Origin of the sequence: Thiocapsa bogorovii (assembly GCF_021228795.1) — a bacterium.
Classification (GTDB): Bacteria; Pseudomonadota; Gammaproteobacteria; order Chromatiales; family Chromatiaceae; genus Thiocapsa; species Thiocapsa bogorovii.
Window position 1 is genome coordinate 4,561,572 of sequence record NZ_CP089309.1, and the last position, 18,467, is coordinate 4,580,038.

Annotated in this window: 15 protein-coding genes; 3 read left to right on the forward strand and 12 right to left on the reverse strand. The window is 64.4% G+C overall.

Translation table 11 applies throughout. The annotated features are described in order from the left end of the window. Positions 1-59 precede the first annotated feature (59 nt). Positions 60-3,251 (reverse strand): efflux RND transporter permease subunit, encoded by a 3,192-nt coding sequence (locus LT988_RS20245; RefSeq protein ID WP_232407306.1) that lies wholly within the window; start codon positions 3,249-3,251, stop codon positions 60-62. A gap of 2 nt (positions 3,252-3,253) precedes the next feature. After that, a complete protein-coding gene (locus tag LT988_RS20250) occupies positions 3,254-4,612 on the reverse strand; it encodes an efflux RND transporter periplasmic adaptor subunit (RefSeq protein WP_232407307.1) in 1,359 nt (452 codons plus the stop codon). A 530-nt stretch (positions 4,613-5,142) separates the two neighbouring features. Here LT988_RS20250 and LT988_RS20255 point away from each other — a divergent pair. Continuing rightward, a complete protein-coding gene (locus LT988_RS20255) occupies positions 5,143-7,140 on the forward strand; it encodes a cytochrome c3 family protein (protein WP_232407308.1) in 1,998 nt (665 codons plus the stop codon). Positions 7,141-7,291: 151 nt separating this feature from the next. Here the strand turns inward: LT988_RS20255 and mgtE are convergent, their stop codons facing one another. Both mgtE and LT988_RS20265 read right to left on the reverse strand, forming a co-directional pair. Then, on the reverse strand, positions 7,292-8,959 hold the full coding sequence (gene mgtE / locus LT988_RS20260) for a magnesium transporter (RefSeq protein ID WP_232407309.1): 1,668 nt from the start codon (positions 8,957-8,959) through the stop codon (positions 7,292-7,294). 45 nt (positions 8,960-9,004) lie between these two features. Further along, positions 9,005-10,033: an SUMF1/EgtB/PvdO family nonheme iron enzyme gene (locus LT988_RS20265; protein WP_232407310.1), complete on the reverse strand. Its 1,029-nt coding sequence runs from the start codon at positions 10,031-10,033 to the stop codon at positions 9,005-9,007. Positions 10,034-10,213: 180 nt separating this feature from the next. On the opposite strand from LT988_RS20265, the gene ubiA reads away from it, so the two are divergent. Beyond that, entirely contained in the window at positions 10,214-11,125 is a 912-nt protein-coding gene (ubiA, locus tag LT988_RS20270) for a 4-hydroxybenzoate octaprenyltransferase (RefSeq protein ID WP_232407311.1), read from the forward strand. Between the two features lie 47 nt (positions 11,126-11,172). On the opposite strand, the gene LT988_RS20275 is transcribed toward ubiA, so the two are convergent. The 4 genes from LT988_RS20275 to LT988_RS20290 form a co-directional block, all read right to left on the reverse strand. Next, entirely contained in the window at positions 11,173-11,712 is a 540-nt protein-coding gene (locus tag LT988_RS20275; RefSeq protein ID WP_232407312.1) for a hypothetical protein, read from the reverse strand. A 174-nt stretch (positions 11,713-11,886) separates the two neighbouring features. Continuing rightward, complete coding sequence (locus tag LT988_RS20280) at positions 11,887-12,636, reverse strand: HesA/MoeB/ThiF family protein (RefSeq protein WP_232407313.1); 750 nt, start codon at positions 12,634-12,636, stop codon at positions 11,887-11,889. Then, a complete protein-coding gene (locus LT988_RS20285; RefSeq protein WP_232407314.1) occupies positions 12,633-12,815 on the reverse strand; it encodes a hypothetical protein in 183 nt (60 codons plus the stop codon). The genes LT988_RS20280 and LT988_RS20285 overlap by 4 nt, the downstream gene beginning before the upstream one ends. 18 nt (positions 12,816-12,833) lie before the next feature. Further along, positions 12,834-13,244 (reverse strand): hypothetical protein, encoded by a 411-nt coding sequence (locus LT988_RS20290; RefSeq protein WP_232407315.1) that lies wholly within the window; start codon positions 13,242-13,244, stop codon positions 12,834-12,836. A gap of 82 nt (positions 13,245-13,326) precedes the next feature. On the opposite strand from LT988_RS20290, the gene LT988_RS20295 reads away from it, so the two are divergent. Next, positions 13,327-14,145 carry a lysophospholipid acyltransferase family protein gene (locus LT988_RS20295; protein ID WP_232407316.1) on the forward strand — a complete coding sequence of 273 codons (819 nt, stop codon included), beginning with the start codon at positions 13,327-13,329 and terminating at the stop codon, positions 14,143-14,145. An 82-nt stretch (positions 14,146-14,227) separates the two neighbouring features. On the opposite strand, the gene LT988_RS20300 is transcribed toward LT988_RS20295, so the two are convergent. The 4 genes from LT988_RS20300 to hemA all read right to left on the reverse strand — a co-directional run bounded on the left by LT988_RS20300 (position 14,228) and on the right by hemA (position 18,355). Continuing rightward, positions 14,228-14,617 (reverse strand): hypothetical protein, encoded by a 390-nt coding sequence (locus LT988_RS20300; RefSeq protein WP_232407317.1) that lies wholly within the window; start codon positions 14,615-14,617, stop codon positions 14,228-14,230. 438 nt (positions 14,618-15,055) lie between these two features. Beyond that, positions 15,056-15,823 carry a peptide chain release factor N(5)-glutamine methyltransferase gene (gene prmC / locus LT988_RS20305; protein WP_408648019.1) on the reverse strand — a complete coding sequence of 256 codons (768 nt, stop codon included), beginning with the start codon at positions 15,821-15,823 and terminating at the stop codon, positions 15,056-15,058. A 181-nt stretch (positions 15,824-16,004) separates the two neighbouring features. After that, positions 16,005-17,084, reverse strand: a complete 1,080-nt coding sequence (gene prfA, locus LT988_RS20310) for a peptide chain release factor 1 (protein ID WP_232407318.1) — start codon at positions 17,082-17,084, stop codon at positions 16,005-16,007. Next, positions 17,081-18,355 (reverse strand): glutamyl-tRNA reductase, encoded by a 1,275-nt coding sequence (gene hemA, locus LT988_RS20315; RefSeq protein ID WP_232407319.1) that lies wholly within the window; start codon positions 18,353-18,355, stop codon positions 17,081-17,083. The genes prfA and hemA overlap by 4 nt, the downstream gene beginning before the upstream one ends. Positions 18,356-18,467: the final 112 nt, after the last annotated feature.

The window sequence follows — 18,467 nt, forward strand, 5'->3', positions numbered from 1 at the left end:
CGACACGCCCGCCTTGAGCCTGTCGCCGACGGTGGATCAGTCGGCGACGGGGTGAGCGCCTATCTGCCCGCCTCAGTGGCCTTGGCCTCGGCCGGCGGCTCCGCACCGGTGTTTTCGTCCTCATCCTCCGGTTTCGACTGTAGCCAGGCCCCCCCTTTCTCGCCGAGCCACTGGAACATGACGTAGAGCGCGGGGATGAGCAGGATGCCGAAGATCACGGCGAAGAGCATGCCGCCGAGCACGGTGGAGCCCAAGTGGATGCGTGCGTTGGCGCCGGCGCCGGTGGCGAGCACCAGCGGCATGAGGCCGATGATGAAGGCGAGGGCGGTCATGAGCACGGCGCGAAAGCGCATGTGCGCGGCGATGAGGGCCGCATCCAGTAGGCTTTTGCCGGCCTCGCGCTGTTCCTTGGCGAACTCTACGATCAGGATGGCGTTCTTGGCGGCGAGTCCGATCAGCAGGACCAGACCGATCTGGGTGTAGAGGTCGTTGTCGAGCTTGGCGAGCCAGAGCGTCACACCTGCACCCAGGATGGCCACGGCCACCGAGGTCAAGACGGCGAAGGGGATGGACCAACTCTCGTATAGGGCGACCAGGAACAGATAGCCGAACAGGACCGCCAAGCCGAAGACGGCGATCTCCGAGCTTGCACTCTGTTGGGACTCCTGCAGCGACAGGGCGGTCCATTCGAAGCCGTAACCGTCCGGCAGGGCCTTCTTGGCGGCCTCCTGCATGGCGGCCATGGCATCACCGGCGGAGTGTCCCGGGGCCGGACTGCCGCTGATCATCGCGGTGAGGAATTCGTTGTAGCGGAAGATCAGGTCCGCGCCCAGATCCTCGCGGATGGTCGCCAGCGCGCCGATGGGGACCATGTTGCCGGTGGCCGAACGCACATACGCCCCCGCCAAGTCGTCCACCGTCGTGCGGGCGATCTTGTCGGCCTGGACATTGACCTGGTAGGTCTGTCCGAGATAGGTGAAGTTGTTGACGTAGGTGCTGCCGAAGGTCGCTTGCAGCGTGCTGAAGACGTCGGAGACCGGCACGTCCATATACTGTGCCTTGGTTCGGTCGAGCTCCAAGTAAAGCTGCGGGACGTCGGCGCTGAAGGACGAGTAGGCCCGGCCGATCCGCGGGTCCTGCTGGGCGGTCGCGATCAGCCCCTGAATGGTCTGGGTCAACTCCATCGGGGACTGCCCGCCGAGCGCCTCGAGCTGCATGGTGAAGCCGCTGGCTTGGCCGAGCCCCGGAATGGGCGGCGGCGGGAAGAGAAACACCGTGGCCTCGGAGATCGCGTTCATCTCCTCTTGGAGTCGGCCGAGCAGCCCCTTGATCCTCAGTTCCGGCGTGTCGCGCTGATCCCAAGGGTCGAGGACGATGACGCCCATTCCGCTGTTGGACGAGGGTGCGCTGGTCAGCAGGCTGAAACCCGAGACGGTCATCACGTTGGCGACGCCCGGGGTGCGTGCGGCGATCTCCTGGACGCGGGTGAGCACGTCGGTGGTCCTGGGCAGGGCGGAACCGCTCGGCAGGCTGACATCCACGAAGATGACGCCCTGGTCCTCGTTGGGGATGAATCCGGTGGGCAGGCGGCCGAGGATCAGCACCGCCGCGGTCCCGATGAGGACGATCAGCAGGCCCGCGATCGCCGAGCGCCGGGCGAAGATGCGCACGATCCCCACATAGCCGTTGCGGGTCTTGTCGAATCCCGCGTTGAACCAGGCGAAGGGTCCGCGCTTGGCCTCCTTGGGCTTGTGCAGGAACAGGGAGCAGAGCACCGGGGAGAGGGTCAAGGCATTGAGCGCGGAGATGGCCACCGCCGCCGAGATGGTCAGTGCGAACTGGCGGAACATCTCTCCGGTAATGCCGGGCAGGAAGGCGACCGGCGCGAAGATGGCGAAGAGCACGAGCGTGGTGGAGATGATGGGGCCGGTGACCTGCTCCATGGCCTTGAGGCTGGCCGCGCGCCGGCCCAGTCCCTCCTCGAGCATGAGGCGCTGGACGTTCTCCACGACCACGATGGCGTCGTCGACGACCAGGCCGATCGCCAAGACCACCGCGAAGAGGCTGATGGTGTTGGCCGAGAATCCCGCCGCGATCAGTACGACGAAGACACCGATCAGCGACACCGGAATGGTCAGGGCAGGGACGATGGTCGCGCGCAGATCCTGTAGGAAGATAAAGACCACCAGGAGCACGATGACCGAGGTGATCCCGAGCGTAAAGACGATCTCCTGGATCGACGCCTTCACGAAGAGGGTCGAGTCATAGATGACCTCGGCCTCGACCCCGGCGGGGAATCGGGCCTTGAGTGCGGCCAACTCGGCGCGCACCGATTCGGCGACATCCAGCGCATTGGCCTGCGGCGACTGGTAGATGCCGATGGCCGCCGCGGGCTTGCCGTTCAGATAGGAGATCTGGGTGTAGGCTTGCGCGCCCAACTCGACCCGGGCGACATCCTTGACCCGAATGATGGCGCCGTCCTCTCCGGTGCGCACCACGATCTGCTCGAACTCGCTGGGCTGCACCAACTGGCCCTGGGTGACGATGGCGTATTGCAGGACCTGATCGTCGCCGATGGGCGGCCCGCCGATCTGTCCGAGCGCGGCCTGGAGATTCTGGGCCTGAATGGCGTCGATCACGTCGCCGGGGGCGATCCCGAGTGCCGACATCTTCTCGGGTTGGAGCCAGATGCGCATCGAGTAGTTGAGCGGTCCGAAAAGGCTGGCCTGGCCCACCCCGGGAAGCCGTGCGATCTCGTTCTGGATATTGATGGTCGTGAAGTTCGACAGGAAGATCGGGTCCTTGCTGCCGTCGGGTGAATAGACGTTGATGAAGAGCAGCAGATTGGTGGACTCGGCCTGCACCGTGATGCCGAGCGACTGGACTTCCTGCGGCAACTGCGCGAGGGCTTGGGAGACCCGGTTCTGGGTGTTGACCTGGGCGATGTTGGGGTCGGTGCCGACCTCGAACGTCACCGTCAGGTTGTAGGTGCCTGCGGAGGAGGCGGTGGAGGACATGTAGATCATGCCCTCCACGCCGTTGACCTGCTGTTCGATCGGGCTGCCGACGGTGTCGGCGATGGTCTGGGCGTCCGCCCCCGGGTAGCTGGCCGTGACCTGCACGACCGGCGGTACGATGTTTGGATACTGCGAGACCGGGATGTTGAAGATCGACAGGAGCCCGGCCACCACGATGACGGTGGAGACCACGGCCGCAAGGCGCGGTCGATCGATGAAGACCTTGGAGATCATGCTCAGCGCTCCGTCTGCGGCGTGGTCCGATCCGTGCTGTCGTTTGGCGTCGCGTTCGGCTTGGCCGCGCCGGTCGCGCTCGGGGCCGGTTCCGCTGATGTCCCGCTCGGAGCCGCGTCGGAGGGTGTCGTTGCCGCGGCGTCGCGTGTTCTGTCCGATGCGGTGCCTGCGGGCGCATCGGCGCGGGTCGGCGTCACCACCATCCCCGGCTTGATTTTCTGGAGGCCCGAGACGACGACGAGCTCACCCTCGCGCAGCCCGGCGCTGACGGCAAAAGCGGTTCCGACCTGGCCGCTCGTCTTGATGGTGCGCAGGGCGACGCGGTTGTCCTTGTCCAAGACGTAGACCTGTTTCCCGTTCTTAGTCTGGATCACCGCCCCGGCGGCAATCACCGGTTCGCGCATCTGCTCGGCGGTGTGGATAAGCGCCGTGATGAACTGTCCCGGGAGCAGCATGCCGTCGGGGTTGGGGAAATCCGCGTAGATCGCGACCGAGCCGGTACTGGCGTTGACTTGGTTGTCGACGAAGGCGAGCCGGCCCTTTTCGGCATAGGTCGCGCCGGTCGGAAGCAGCAGCTCGGGCACGTAGTCTTGGAGGCTCGAGCCGGGCTTGCCGGCGTGCTCCTTGATGCGCACGAAGTCCGCGCTCGGGATCGAGAAGACGGCACGGATCGGATCAAGCTGAACGACGGTCGCGAGGATCTTGCTGCTCGGTCCGACGAGGTTGCCGATGGTGTAGTTGGTCGCCCCGATGCGTCCGTCGATCGGGCTGGTGATGGTCGTGTAGCCGAGATTGATTTGAGCGGTCTGGATCTCGGCCTGCGCCTGAAGCTCGGCGGCTTGGGCCTTCTCCACGTTCGCCTGCGCCATGTCGCGCTGTGCCCGGGAGCGGTCGAACTGAGACTGGGAGGTATCGCCTTTCTTGACCAAGGCGGCAAAGCGCTCGAACTGGGCCTGGGCGTCCAGCAGGTCTGCCTTCGCACTGGCCGAGTCCGCCACCGCCGAGGCCAGTTGGGCCTTCGCCGCGTCCAGTTTGGCCTGGAAGGGCGCTTGATCGATCTGATACAGGAGCTGCCCGGCCTTCACCATGAAGCCCTGATCAAACGCGACCTGGTCCAGAAAGCCCTCCACGCGGGCCTGGACATTGACCTGCTGGATGGCCTGGATGGTCCCGATGAATCGCCCTTCGTGGTCGACGAGTTGCGATTCCACCGCGGCGACGACGACCGCCGGCGGGGTCGGGGCCTTGTCCGCGGTCGGTGCGCTCTCGGCCAAGGCCGGAGAGCCAAGGGCGGTGGCCAACAGGACACCGGCCAGCAAGCCGGTACGCTGACAGGGGCGGGAGGAATGGGTCGTTGTCATGGGGCGAGGTCTCTCCTCGGGGCACGGGGAAAATGCGCCGGCATCCTTATCCGGGAGACGGGGCGGCGGATTTGGGAAAAGGCGATGGGAAGGGTTATCCGATACCGGGCCGCGAGCAAGACACGTCCGAAACGGTCGATCCTTCGGCACGGCGACGGCATTGCGATCGGTCATGACGCTCCCTGAGTCGCGGCCTGGATCGGCCGCGCGATGCAACTCGCGGCGCATGCGATTGTACAGTGCAGCGCCCGTTCGGTGACGCCTCATTGGCCGCGAATCGCGCCGGGAATGTGACCCTGTCGAGAATCACGCAGGGCTCGCCGGCTGCCGCCGAGCCTGATGTCTGCCTCATGAATCACAGCATGCGCCTCTGTCGGAGCGGCGTGGGCGGTGGTATAAACCCGCCTGTCGATTCCTGATCCCGGCGGCATCGACCGGGCCAATGCAGCACCGCGCCCCGCAGCAGGAGGACCGCAGCGTTTTCGCGCATCGCGGTCACTTGATCTCAACCTGTTTCGGCGAGGACATCGATGTCCCCTAGATTGCGCAACCGCCACATCTGGTTCCCCATGTTGCTCGTGCTCGGCCTGGTGCTCTTGGTCGGACTCGCCGGAGCCGCGAGCGAGGAAAAGGATCGGTCCGATTCGCCGCCGGCCGAAAAGCCACCGACTCTCGCCGAGGCACTGGATCTTCCGTCGATCCCCAACGCGCGTTGCCTGAAGTGCCACAACGACGAGGACGAGAAGACCTCCGAGCGGGACGACGGCACCGTGATCGACATCTATGTGGATCGCGAGCGCTTCGAGCACAGCGTGCACGGCAAGCAACCCTGCGTCGGCTGCCACAACACGGTCAAGAAGGCGATTCACGAGACGCCGTTGCCCAAGAGCATCGGCTGTATCGCCTGTCACCTCAAAACGGCCGAGCTTCAATATGGCAGCACGGATCCGCAATACCGACGGCTCGATGTTGTTCTGTCTCAGATCGACGGCTACATGGCCTCGGTCCACGCCCGGCCCAATCTGCTGGACCAGTCCAAGACCAACGCGACCTGCTACGACTGTCACGATGGCCACAACATCGGGACCGTCGGCAGCGCGGCACGCGCCGAGCATCGCGGCCGAATCCACGAGGTCTGCGGTCGCTGTCATGAGGAGCAGAAGGAGACCTACGCGACGTCCGTCCACGGCGCCGCCGTCATCGAGAAACAGAACGCCGGCTCCGCGATCTGCTCGGACTGCCACACCCCGCACAACATCGATTCGCCTGAACAGACCAAGGTCAAGCTTGCCATCACCGAGAACTGCGGGAGCTGCCATCAGAAGCAGGTCGAGACCTACGAGAAGTCCTATCACGGGCAGGTCGTGCGCCTCGGTTATACGCATACGGCCAAGTGTTACGACTGTCACGGCAGCCACGGGATCATGGATGTCGACGACCCGGCGTCCAAGGTGCATCCGAACAATCGGTTGGAGACCTGCCGCCAGTGCCACGAGGACGCGCCGGCGGGATTTCTCGGCTTTCATGCCCACGGCGACGCCAACGATTTCGAGCGCTATCCGGAGATGTGGATCGCCGCGCGCTTCATGGAATTCCTGATCATCGCGGTCTTCCTCTTCTTCTGGACCCACATGCTGTTGTGGATCTATCGGGAGTGGCGGGAGCGCAAGGAGGGTAAGGGCTATCGCGTGGATCCGGACAATCCGCCGCAGGTCTATTTCAGACGCTTCAGCGGCGGCTGGCGGCTCGCCCACGGCGTGCTGGCGATTGCCGTCATGACCTTGGTCCTCACCGGCACCGCGGTGCTCTTCGCGGAGCAGGCGTGGGCGCAGTACGTCATGAATCTGCTCGGCGGTCCTAAGGTCGCCGCAGTGATCCACCGTGTTGCGGCCGTGACCTTCGCAACCGTCTTCTTCGGTCATCTGATCGTCGTGGTCGTGAATATCGTGCGGGCGGGCAAGGGCTTCCGTTGGTTCGGTCCGACGTCGATGGTGCCCAACCTGCAGGACATCCGCGACATCGGCGCCATGTTCAAATGGTTCCTGGGCTTTGCCCCGCGGCCCAAGTTCGACCGATGGTCCTATTGGGAGAAGTTCGATTATTGGGCGCCCTTCTGGGGCATGTTGATCATCGGTCTGAGCGGTCTGATGCTCTGGTTCCCCACCGTGACCGCGTCCTTCCTACCCGGCTGGGTGTTCAATATCGCAACCATCGTGCATGCCGAGGAGGCGATCCTGGCCGCGGTCTTCCTCTTTACGGTGCACTATTTCAACGTGCATTTCCGCCCGGAGAAGTGGCCGATGGACATCGTCATGGCGACGGGCGCCGTGCCGGTCGATGAGTTCAAGCATGAGCATGCGCTCGAGTACGAGCGGCTCGAGGCGAGCGGCGAGCTCGACAAGTATCTGATCAAGCCGCCGACCGAGCGGGCACGCCGGGCCGGGCGCAAGGTGACGGGCTGGATGATCATCATCGGCTTGATCTTGGCCGGGTTGGTTCTGAAGGGGTACTTCGACCTTGTGACCTAAACCGCGTCCAGAGCGAGATGCTCACGTTCGCGTGAGCTCGACGTTGGGTGCATCTACGGCTCTCAGCGGAGACGCGGTTTAGCTCCGGGATACGGCAGCTGAACGGCCCGTGGAGTGTGTGCCGCGCGGTGTCCGGCAAGGCGTCGGTCGGTCAAATGAGAATCAAGGTTGCCAGTCCCAGAAAGGCGAAAAAGCCGACGATATCGGTCACCGTGGTGAGCACCACGCCTCCCGCGAGCGCCGGGTCGATTCCGAGGCGGTGCATGAGCAGCGGGATGGCGACGCCGGACAGGGCCGCGCACATCAGGTTCAGAAGAATGGCGACTCCGATGATGCCGCCGATGGCCCAGTTCCCGAACCAGAGGATCGCCAGGGCCGCCACGACCAACGCCCAGAGTAGGCCGTTCAATAAGCCGATGCCGGCTTCCTTCAACAAGAGGATGCGGGTGTTCCCGCTGCCGAGCTGCCCGGTCGCGAGTCCGCGGATGACGAGCGTCAAGGTTTGACTGCCGGCGATGCCGCCCATGCTGGCGACAATGGGCATCAGCACGGCGAGTGCGACCACCTGCTCCAAGGTGGCCTCGAACCTTCCGATGACCCAAGCGGCGAGGAAGGCCGTGACCAGATTGATGCCGAGCCAGACCGCGCGCCGCCGACTGCTGGTCCACACGGGAGCGAACATGTCGGTTTCTTCGTTCAGTCCGGCCATGCCCATCATCGAGTGCTCGGCCTGTTCGCGGATGACGTCGACCACATCGTCGATGGTGATGCGCCCGAGCAAAAGGCCGTTCTCGTCGATGACGGGGGCAGAGACCAAGTCCTGCTCTTCGAAGCGGTGGGCCACCGCGCCGCTTGGCTGGTCCACCGCCACCGGCTCGAAGTCCGTCTCCATCAGATCCGCGACCGACGCCTCGGGCAGTGCGGTCAGAACACGACGCACCCGCAGGATGCCCTGATAGTGGTTCTTGCGGTCGACCACAAAGATCTTGTCGGTGTTCGGCGGCAGGTCCTCGAACAGACGCAAATACCGCAGCAAGGCACCGATCTTGATGTTGGCACGCACCGCGATTTGGTCCATGTTCATCAGACCGCCGGCGCTGTCTTCGGGATAAGACAGCATCGACTCCAACCGCTCGCGCTCGCGTTGGCTCAGGGCTTGGAGGATCTGCCGCCCGGTCGACTCGGGTAGATCTTGGATCAGATCGACCAGATCGTCGGGCTCGAGCGTGCGTGCGGCATCGACCAGATCATCAAGATCCATCTCCGCGGCGAGTCGCCGACGGACCTCCTGTTGGAGGTGGCGCAAGACCTTTCCGGTGCGGTCGTTGTCGACCATGTCCCAGGCCGTGGCCCGCTCCGCCGCCGGCAAAGACTCCAGCAAACCGGCGATGCGCGCCGGATGCAGCTTTCGAAACAGCCGAGCGATGCGCTTGAGTTTGTGCTCGTTCAGTGCGTCGAGCACCTCGCGCAGCTGGGTTTGCGGCTCGTCCTCCAGACTCGCGTCTTCGCCGGGTACGGCATCCGCCGGCAGGTCGGTGATCGGCCGCGTCTCGGCATCGAGATCGCGGAGGAGGCGGGCGCGCAACCGCGCGGGAAGATACGCCAGCACTTTCGGCTCGGCCCGTTCGTCGATCTGATGCCAGGCGGCGACCCGCTGCTCGGGCGTAAGCGCCTCGAACAGGCTTGCGATCTTCGCGGGATGCATCGCCTTCAGGAGGCGGCGGGTACGCTTGAGCTTGTCACGCGTCACTGCTTCGCGCAGCAGATCGATCTCGGTGCGGACGACATCCGCCTTTTCGTTCTGTTGATCCGGCGGCACTGGAATGATCCGATTCAGAGGCAAAGGTTGGGTTCCGGATCCCTTTTAGGAGTTCGGCGACCGTGCCATACGGAACCCGATGCTGCGATGATTGAAGCCGGGACCGACGCGGCAACGGTAGGCCGAGCGCATGTACCCGGCATAACCGTACCAAGAGCCGCTGCGCATGACCCGTTTTGTGCAATCCCCCTCAAGCCACGCGCTGCCGTCGGAGGGGGCGCCTTCGAAGCCGCCGTTCCAGCAGTCTTGAGTCAGCTCGTTGACGTTGCCGTGCATGTCGAGCAAGCCCCACGGGTTCGGCGGATAGCTGCCGGTCGGCGCCGTGCGGCCGAGATTGACGTCGGTCGGTTTGCCGCAACCGGCATACTCGAAGGTGCCGTCGTAGTTGGCCTGATCGGTACTGATGCAGGTGCCGGTGCTGAAGGGCGTCGTGGTGCCGGCGCGTGCAGCGTACTCCCATTCCGCCTCGGTAGGTAGTCGGTAGCCCTTGTCGGTCAAGCGATTCAGCCAGCGCAGGTATTCCTGGATGTCGTCCCAGGAGACGTTGATCACGGGGCGATCGCCGCGGCCCCAGCCCTCGTCGGACGGATGCTTGGTGCAGCCCTGATCAAGGACGCAAGCGTCCCAATCGGCGAAGGTGACTTCGCGCTGACCGATCTCGAAAGCGGGGACGCAGACCTCGTGCTGCGGGCCCTCGTCCGGGTCGCGCTCGGGCTCGTCGGGCGGGCTGCCCATGATGAAGCAGCCGCCGGGGATCGAGATCATGGCGATCTCAGGGGCGAGGCTGAGCTGGAGGGTTTGTTCCGTTCCGGCGGCGACGAAGACATCTTCCTCGGCGGGATCGAAGCCGTCGCGACGGGCCTCGATGCGGTACTCGCCCGGGGGCAGATGGATCAGGAAGGTCTCTTGCGCCGTGCTCGGCGAGGTGCCTTTGCGCTCGCCGTCGACAAACAGCTGCGCGTCTCCCGGAATGGTGAAGAGACGCACCGCGCCGGTCGTCTCCGCGGCGCCTGTCGCACCGGGTACAGGCAAGAGCGCAGCCACGCCCAAGAGCAGGATCGTTGAGTAGCGCACGGGATGGATCCCTCGTGTTCGGGTTGGGGGGATTGATCACGGTGGTGGACCGCCGGCGAACCGGACTGCGCGGCATCACGACGGACGGATTCTAAACCGCGCGTCTTCTCGCGTCTGTGCCTGTGCGATAATCCGGCGCGATTATCGATCTTCCCATCAGTCCGGATGACGATTGGCGATATGAGCTTTCCCGAGGTCAAGACCGGCAGCCGGCGTTCGCCGTCCTGGCGCGAGCGTCTGCATGCCTACCTGTTGCTGGTGCGTCTGCACCGCCCGATCGGCATCTTTCTTTTGATGTGGCCGGCGCTTTGGGCCTTGTGGCTGGCCGGGGACGGTCAGCCGCCTTGGCAGGTGGTCACGGTCTTCGTACTCGGGGTCGTGTTGATGCGCTCCGCGGGATGTGCGATCAACGATTTCGCGGATCGGGATTTCGACGGGCATGTCGCGCGCACCCGCGAACGGCCGTTGGCGACCGGAGTCGTCTCTCCGCAAGAGGCGGTGGCGGTCTTCGTGATTCTGTCTCTCGTCGCGTTCGGGCTGGTGCTTTTCATGAACTGGCAGACGGTGGCGCTGTCGGTGGTCGCGGCCCTGCTGACCCTGATCTATCCTTTCATGAAGCGCTTCACGCACGTGCCTCAGTTGTTCTTGGGCGCGGCTTTCGGTTGGGCGATCCCGATGGCGTTCACGGCCGTGACCGGAGCGATCCCGGGGTACGCTTGGCTGTTGTTCGTCGCGACCCTGATTTGGGCGCTGATCTACGATACTCAGTACGCCATGGTCGATCGCGAGGACGATCTGAAGATCGGGATCAAGTCGACCGCGATCCTCTTCGGCGAAAGGGATCGCCTGGTCATCGGGCTTCTGCAGGTCCTGATGCTGGGTCTATTGGCCTGGATCGGACTGCTGGCTGAACGTGGGCTTTTCTTCTTCGGCGGCCTTGCGGTCGCGTCTGGGCTCGCGCTCTATCAACAGGTGTTGATTCGAGAGCGAGCTCCGGCGCCCTGTTTCAAGGCATTCCTGAACAACAACTACTTCGGCATGGCGATCTTTGTCGGGATCGTGCTCGATTATGCCCTTGCCGGCGTTGCCTGATTCGGTTCGACGGCTCCGGTCCGACGGCTCCGGGTCGGCCGCGAAGATCAGGGTACGGGATGGGTGAAATGCGGCTCGTCCTCGATCACCCGTGCCTCGGCGTTCGGGAAGCGCGCGACGACCCAATCCGGCAGCTTGGCCTGGTTGGCGTGATAGAGGGCATCGGACTCCACAATGATCAAGACGAGCACGGTGACCATCACCGGGAGGATACCGACGCCGATCACCAGTGCCCACACCGCCTCCTTCATCATCCCTCCGTAAGTGTATCCGACCCACCCGAGCACGACCGCGGTGAGGAGCACGCTGAGCATCACCAGAAAGATCCGGCTGCGTTTCGCGCAGACCTGCCAGTGACACATGACATACCAGGCGTCGCGGCCGATGCCGCGCTTCGCGCGCCAAAGCGTGAAGCCGAGGATGCTGAAGGAGATCGCCGGGATGATGGCCATCACCCAGGGAAAGCTCCCGGCTAAGCCGCCCATCGCGACCGCGAGCAGGATGTGGTTGGCGATCAGGTTGGTCAGAAACAGTTCGTGGGGGATGTTGGCCTTTTTGATTTGATCGGGGCTGATTTCGAAGCGCATGAGACGGGTGACCTGTTCGACGGCTCGTTTGAAAGGATCGGGTGCGCCTATCCGGTGAGATGAGCCCCCGATGCACATGGACTGGCTGCGGTTGTTCAGTCGCTAAAGCGGTGGAAACCCTGTTTCGGTGTTGCTGACGATGCTTGCTGTCGAGGCCGCATGATCGACCTCTTTTCAGGCGGGCTGGATGGAGCACATCGGGCATTGCGGATCCGAAGGCAAGCGCAGGCTACGCCATTGCATGAGCGCTGCATCGAGCAACAGAAGGCGCCCGAACAAGGGCTCGCCGAGTCCGATCAGGATCTTGATTGCCTCGGTTGCTTGGATACTGCCGATGATGCCGACCACAGGGGCCAGCACGCCGTTGGCCGAGCAGGTCTCGTCGATGCCGCCGTCGCGCGGATAGAGACACTCGTAGCAGGGTCCGCCGGGTTGACCGGAGAAGGCCGTGACTTGGCCCTCGAGCCTGATCGCGGCGCCGCTGACCAACGGGATCCCTGCAGCAACGCAGGCTGCATTGACGGCAAATCGCGTCTGGAAGTTGTCGCAGCAATCGAGTACGAGATCCACGTCGGCGACGATGTCCGGGAGCGTCTCTTCGACGAGACTGCGTTTGACGGTGACCAACTCCACGTCCGGGTTGATCGCGGTGAGTGCGGTGCGGGCAGACTCTGCCTTGGGCCGTCCGATCTGTGCGGTAGAGTGGATAATCTGTCGCTGTAGGTTGGACAGATCCACCGCATCGAAATCCGCCAGCACGAGCCGACCGACACCGGCAGCGGCCAAATACATCGCGACGGGAGAGCCCAGTCCTCCCAGTCCGACCACCAGTACCCTGGACGCCCGGAGTCGCTCCTGACCCTCGATTCCGACATCAGGCAGCAGGATCTGGCGGCTGTAGCGCAGGAGCTCGGCGTCGGTCATTCCGAGGGGCCGGCTCCGAACCCCGGGCCACTGGCCACCAGCTGCCGGCCGGGGTCGGCATGGACCTGCTGCCGGCCGAGGAGTCCCGTGCGGACCGCGCGCTGACGGGCGATCAAGCCGCTCGCCTCGGGTGCGACGCGCTCGGTGGCGGATGTCGGTGTGCTGGCCGCGGTCAACATGCTGGAGGAGGCTGGAGGCTACAAATACCGCCGCCAATGCTCCGGTCGATCGTCCCGACATCCGTGCTCGATGAGCTCGTAACGCTTGGCGAACACCTTCTTCGTGCAGTTGCTTTCTCCGCCGGGACAGCCGCAGTTGGCGCGCAAGGTATCTTCCGTGTAGTAATAGAGCGCGCGTTTGACACGGTAAATCAGACGGTTGTCGATATGCAGGCCCAGCTCGGTCAGGGCCTCTTCGATCTCTTGGAGTCGGGTGACGAGCACGTCGTAGGTGACCCTGAGAAGGATCGGTGCGACGGGGTCCGTGCCGAGGATGCCGTCCACATCCTTCAGGAACCGTGCGGCGGTCGCCGCCTGATGCGGATCCGGATGGATCTCCTGGAAGGGGATCTCGCGGGACTTGATGCGGTCGGCGTCTGAGATGTGCATGGTATCCTTATGCTAATCGCGGCATCGGAATTCTCAAAGCAGAATCCTGCCGGATCCAAGGTAACCCGTCATGGGGCAGCGCATGACCGAAAGAGACCTTCCCGAAGCAGACGTCGCGCTCCGGCAGGGGCCGAGTCCCGAGCAACCGGACTCATCCGACCGAGACGCTCGCGTCTCGACTCCGATCGGTCTCGGTATCCGGCTGCGCAGTATTTTCTTCTTCGTGTTGTACAACCTGATGGGGATCGTTCACAGCCTAGCATCCGTCGCTGTGGCCCCTTTCCAAACTTTCGAGCAGCGCTACCGGTTCGTCAACCTCTGGACGCGGGCGACCATGTGGCTGCTGCATCAGCTCAACGGTGTCGAGATCGAGGTCAGCGGGTTCGAAAATCTCCCTCGGGGCGAGCCGGTGGTGGTCTTGGCCAATCACCAAAGTCAGTGGGAGACCTTCTACCTCCAGTTGCTTCTCACGCCACAGGCGACGGTGCTCAAGCGCGAGCTGCTTTGGGTGCCTTTCTTCGGTTGGGCGCTCGTCCTGCTGCGGCCGATCGCAATCGACCGAGGCCAGCCGGGGCAGGCATTGAAGACCATCTTGCGGGTGGGGCAGGAGCGGCTCGACCAGGGGATCAGCGTCGTTATCTACCCGGAAGGCACCCGTCAACCACCCGGTCATGTGGCGCGATTCAACGCCGGAGGGGCGATGTTGGCCTGTCGTGCCGGGCGACAGGTCGTTCCGATTGCCCACAATGCCGGTGACTGCTGGCCCGCCCGATCCCTGTGGCGTTTCCCCGGCAAGATCCGCGTTGTCATCGGCGAGCCCATCGATTGCGCGGGCAAGACTCCGAAAGCGGTCAACGAGGAGGCGGAGGACTGGATTCGTGCGACGCTCCAGCGCCCTTGAGGGGCGCGCCGTCGCCGCACAGATCAAAAAGGCCGGGTTGCTGGAAAGCAACCCGGCCTGTCTTGTCGAAGACGCGACGCGGTCAGTTCGCGACCGATCCGCGCCCCTCGACGACCGCAGCGTAGTAGGCGCTGTTCTCCAAGAGCTCGATGATGCGCGGATCCGCCAAGGCGTGGGCGATCTGCTCCAACTCGGCACTTGCGAACCCACCGCACGGCGTGGCGTCGTCCCGGATGCAGGTCTCCGCCACGACCTCGTCGGATCCCTCGTGCAGCCGCGCCAGCATGTGCTCCGCCATAAGCTCGGCGGCGATCCGCCGCTGCTGCTGATACCAGTCGTGACCGGCCTGAGTCGCGAAGCTGCGTTCGTTCTCGAAACTGCCGTCGAGGTCGACTGCAAGAGGCGGGGTGTCGGCGATCACTGCGGTGGATCCCATCAATGTCGTGATCAGGAGGATCGAGGTTGCTTTCATGAGTCATTGGTCTGTCAGAAAATAATTGAATTCTAATATACTGGCGATTAAAGCCGGATTCAAGGCGTCGGGAAATGGGCAGACCGTTGGCTTCCGGCCTCCGGCGCTCAGCTCTCAGCGCTCAGCTCTCAGCTCTCAGCTCTCAGCTCTCAGCTCTCAGCTCTCAGCTCTCAGCGCTCAGCTCTCAGCTCTCAGCTCTCAGCTCTCAGCTCACAGCTCTCGGCGAGAGGCTATGGGTGGCCGTTTTCTGCAACAGGGCTCCAACGCGCCTTAAGCGTTGCAATCCACCAGCATCGGGCAGTGCAGCTACGGCTTCGGATGCATGTCGAACATCGGCTCGCGGATGAAGCGATCGATCGACTCGTCAAAACCTTTGGCCCACGCGGTAAGTCCCTGACGGAGTTCCGGGAGCTGTGAACTGGAAGCCGGCGGCCACGATCACGCGCGTGCGAGGGTCAGGCGGTCGTGGCCGGCGAGGTCGGTGCGGGTGCTCGATGCCTTTAGACCGGCGTCGGCGAGGATTCGGCGGATAGCACTGCCTTGGTCGTAGCCGTGCTCGAGGATCAGCCATCCGTGGGGGCGCAGGCAGCGGCATGCGTCGGCCGCGATCGCCCGGTAGGCATCCAAGCCGTCGCCGCCCGGGGTGAGTGCCTCGCGTGGTTCGAATCGCAGATCGCCGCGGGCGAGGTGCGGATCCCTGGCTGCGACATAGGGCGGGTTGCTCACGATGGCATCCAGGCTGCCGGGCGCGAATGCCTCCGACCAGTGTGCCCTGAGCAGGGTCACGTTTCGCAGAGCCGTCCGGAGGAGGTTCTCGCGCGCGACCTCGAGCGCGGCGGACGAGCGATCGGTCGCGAAGAGATGCCATGCCGGTCGCTCGGTGGCCAAGGCGGCAGCGATGGCGCCGCTGCCGGTGCCGAGGTCGGCGACCTGTAGCGGTGCGTCGGCGAGGAGAGACGCGAGCGCGGTCTCGACCAGGAGCTCGGTCTCCGGGCGCGGGATCAGGGTCGCGGGCGTGACGTAGAGCTCCAGGCTCCAGAACTCCTGGCGACCGCGGATGTAGGCGATGGGTTCGCCGGCCAAGCGGCGTCCGAGCAGCGCGTCGAAGCGGGCGTAGTCGTGAGGTGCGAGCGGATGGTCGGGCCAGGCGAAGAGACGCGTCCTCGGCCAGCCCGTCGCTTCGCTCAAGAGCAGCTCGGCTTCCAAGCGGGGAGCACCTTCGCAGTGGGTTGCGAGCGCCGATGTTGCCTCCCTCAGGACGGTGTCGATGCTGAGCTCGACCGCGCGCGCTGGCCCGCCGGGTCCTGTCGTCGACTCCGAGCCAAGCCTGTCGGAGTCAGCGGTTTCCGAACCGTTCCGCTGTGATGCGGCCCCGTGCGATCCGGTTTCAGCCATGCATCATCGCGGTCAGCTCTTCGGCCTGATACTCGTGAAGCAGAGGGTCGATCACCTGATCGAGCTGGCCCGTCATGATCTCGTCGAGCTTGTACAGGGTCAGGTTGATGCGATGGTCGGTCAGTCGGTTCTGCGGGAAGTTGTAGGTTCGGATCCGTTCGGAGCGGTCGCCGCTGCCGACCTGGAGTTTGCGCGATTGCGCCTGCTCGGAGGCCTGGGTCTCGCGGGCGCCCGAGAGTAGCTTGGCCTGGAGCAGCGACATCGCCTTGGCCCGGTTCTTATGCTGGGAGCGCTCCTCTTGGCACTCCACGACGATCCCGGAGGGTAAGTGAGTGATGCGGATCGCCGAGTCGGTCTTGTTGACGTGCTGTCCGCCTGCGCCCGAGGAACGATAGGTGTCGATGCGCAGCTCACTCGGATTGATCGCGATGGAGTCGATCGAATCGGCCTCCGGCATGACGGCGACAGTACAGGCGGAGGTGTGGACGCGGCCTTGAGACTCGGTCTCGGGGACACGTTGCACTCGGTGCGCGCCGGGCTCGAATTTGAGGCGCGAGAAGACGCCGTTGCCGATGATGCGCACGATCACCTCTTTGTAACCGCCGAGCTCGCCGGGGCTCTCGGCAATGGGTTCGACCTGCCAGCGCATCAGCTCGGCATAGCGCAGGTACATCCGCAGGAGGTCTCCCGCAAAGAGTGCCGCCTCTGCACCGCCGGTACCGGCGCGGACCTCGAGAAAGACGTTGCGCTGATCGTCCGGATCCGGCGGGACGAGGAGGCGATAGACCTCGGGCTCGAGCTGCTCGCGCCGGTCGTTGGCCTCGTCCATCTCCTCGCGCGCAAGCGCGGCCATCTCGGGATCGCCGAGCATCTCCTCGGCAGCCGCGACGTCGAGCTCCGCCGCGCGATATCGGTTGAAGGCGGCGATGAGGGGCTCGAGCTGGGCGTACTCCCGACTCAACTCGCGGAAGCGGTTTTGATCGGATTGGGTTTCTGATTCGGCAAGCAAGGCAACGACCTCGCCGAAGCGCTCCGAGAGACGCTCCAGCTTGCCCCGGATCGATGGATTCATTGCGTGGAGACGGCCCGGCTCGGGTCGAGCTGGAAGAGCTCGTTGGCCGCCACCAGGATCTCCGCCTCGCCCTCGCGGGCGGCTTGCCGTAGGCGGGAGCTGGGTGCGTGCAGGAGCTTGTTGGTCAGGGTGTGGGCGAGATAGTTGAGGACTTCCGCGGGCGGCTTGCCGGCGTCGAGCTGGCGCTGGGCGCGTGCGAGGACATCGTCGCGCAGCTCTTCGGCGCGTTGGCGATAGTCCTGAATGAGGCCTGCGGCATCCAGCGAGCGCAGCCACGCCATGAACTCGTCGGCGTGGAAGGCGATGATGTCTTCGGCCTGGGAAGCGGCGGCTTGGCGCGAGCGTAGGCCCTCGTCGATGACGCCCTGCAGATCGTCGATGGTGTAGAGATAGACGTCGCTGAGCTCTCTGACCTCGGGCTCGATGTCGCGCGGAACGGCGATGTCGACCATGAACATCGGGCGGTGTTTGCGTTTCTTCAGTGCACGCTCGACCGTGCCCTTGCCGAGCACCGGCAGGGGGCTCGCAGTCGAGGCGATGACGATGTCGCCCTCGGCCAAGTGGTTGCCGATCTCGGTCAGGGCGATGGCGTATCCGTCGAACTGGGCGGCGAGCTCATGGGCGCGCTCGACGGTCCGGTTCGCGACGATGATCCGGCCGATGCCGGCGCGGTGCAGATGGCGGGCGGCCAGCTCGATGGTCTCGCCGGCCCCGATCAGGAGCGCGGTCTGTTGGGAGAGGTCGCTGAAGATCTGGCGTGCGAGGTTCACGGCGGCGAAGGCGACCGAAACCGGGCTGCTGCCGATCGCAGTCTCGGTGCGGACGGTCTTGGCGACCGAGAAGGCGTGCTGGAAGAGACGCCCGAGCAGCTTCCCGGTGGCGGTGCAGTCGGTCGCGGTCTGGTAAGCGTTCTTCACCTGACCAAGGATCTGCGGCTCGCCCAGGACCATCGAGTCGAGCCCGCTGCAGACACGCAGAAGATGGGTGACCGCATCGCGTCCAAGATGGGCGTAAAGGAAGGGACCCACCCGCTCCTGCTCGACCCCGTGGAAGCGGCTCAGCCAGTGCCGAACGGCCTCTTCCGAGCAATCCTGCACCGCGGAGTAGATCTCGGTGCGGTTGCAGGTGGAGAGCACGACGCCCTCGGCGACACCGTCGCAACTGGTGAGATCGCGCAAGGCTCCGACGATGATGTCGGGACCGAAGGCGAGCCGCTCGCGGACATCGACCGGCGCCGTCTTGTGATTGAGTCCGAGAACAAGCAGCTTCATAGTTCTGAGGATGTCAGGTGGTGATCCTCGTGATTGTCCGACTTTCGGAGGTCGATGAAAACCCACCGACGCGGATCTTGTGGTTTTTCGTGTGTGGGCGGACGGAACTGCT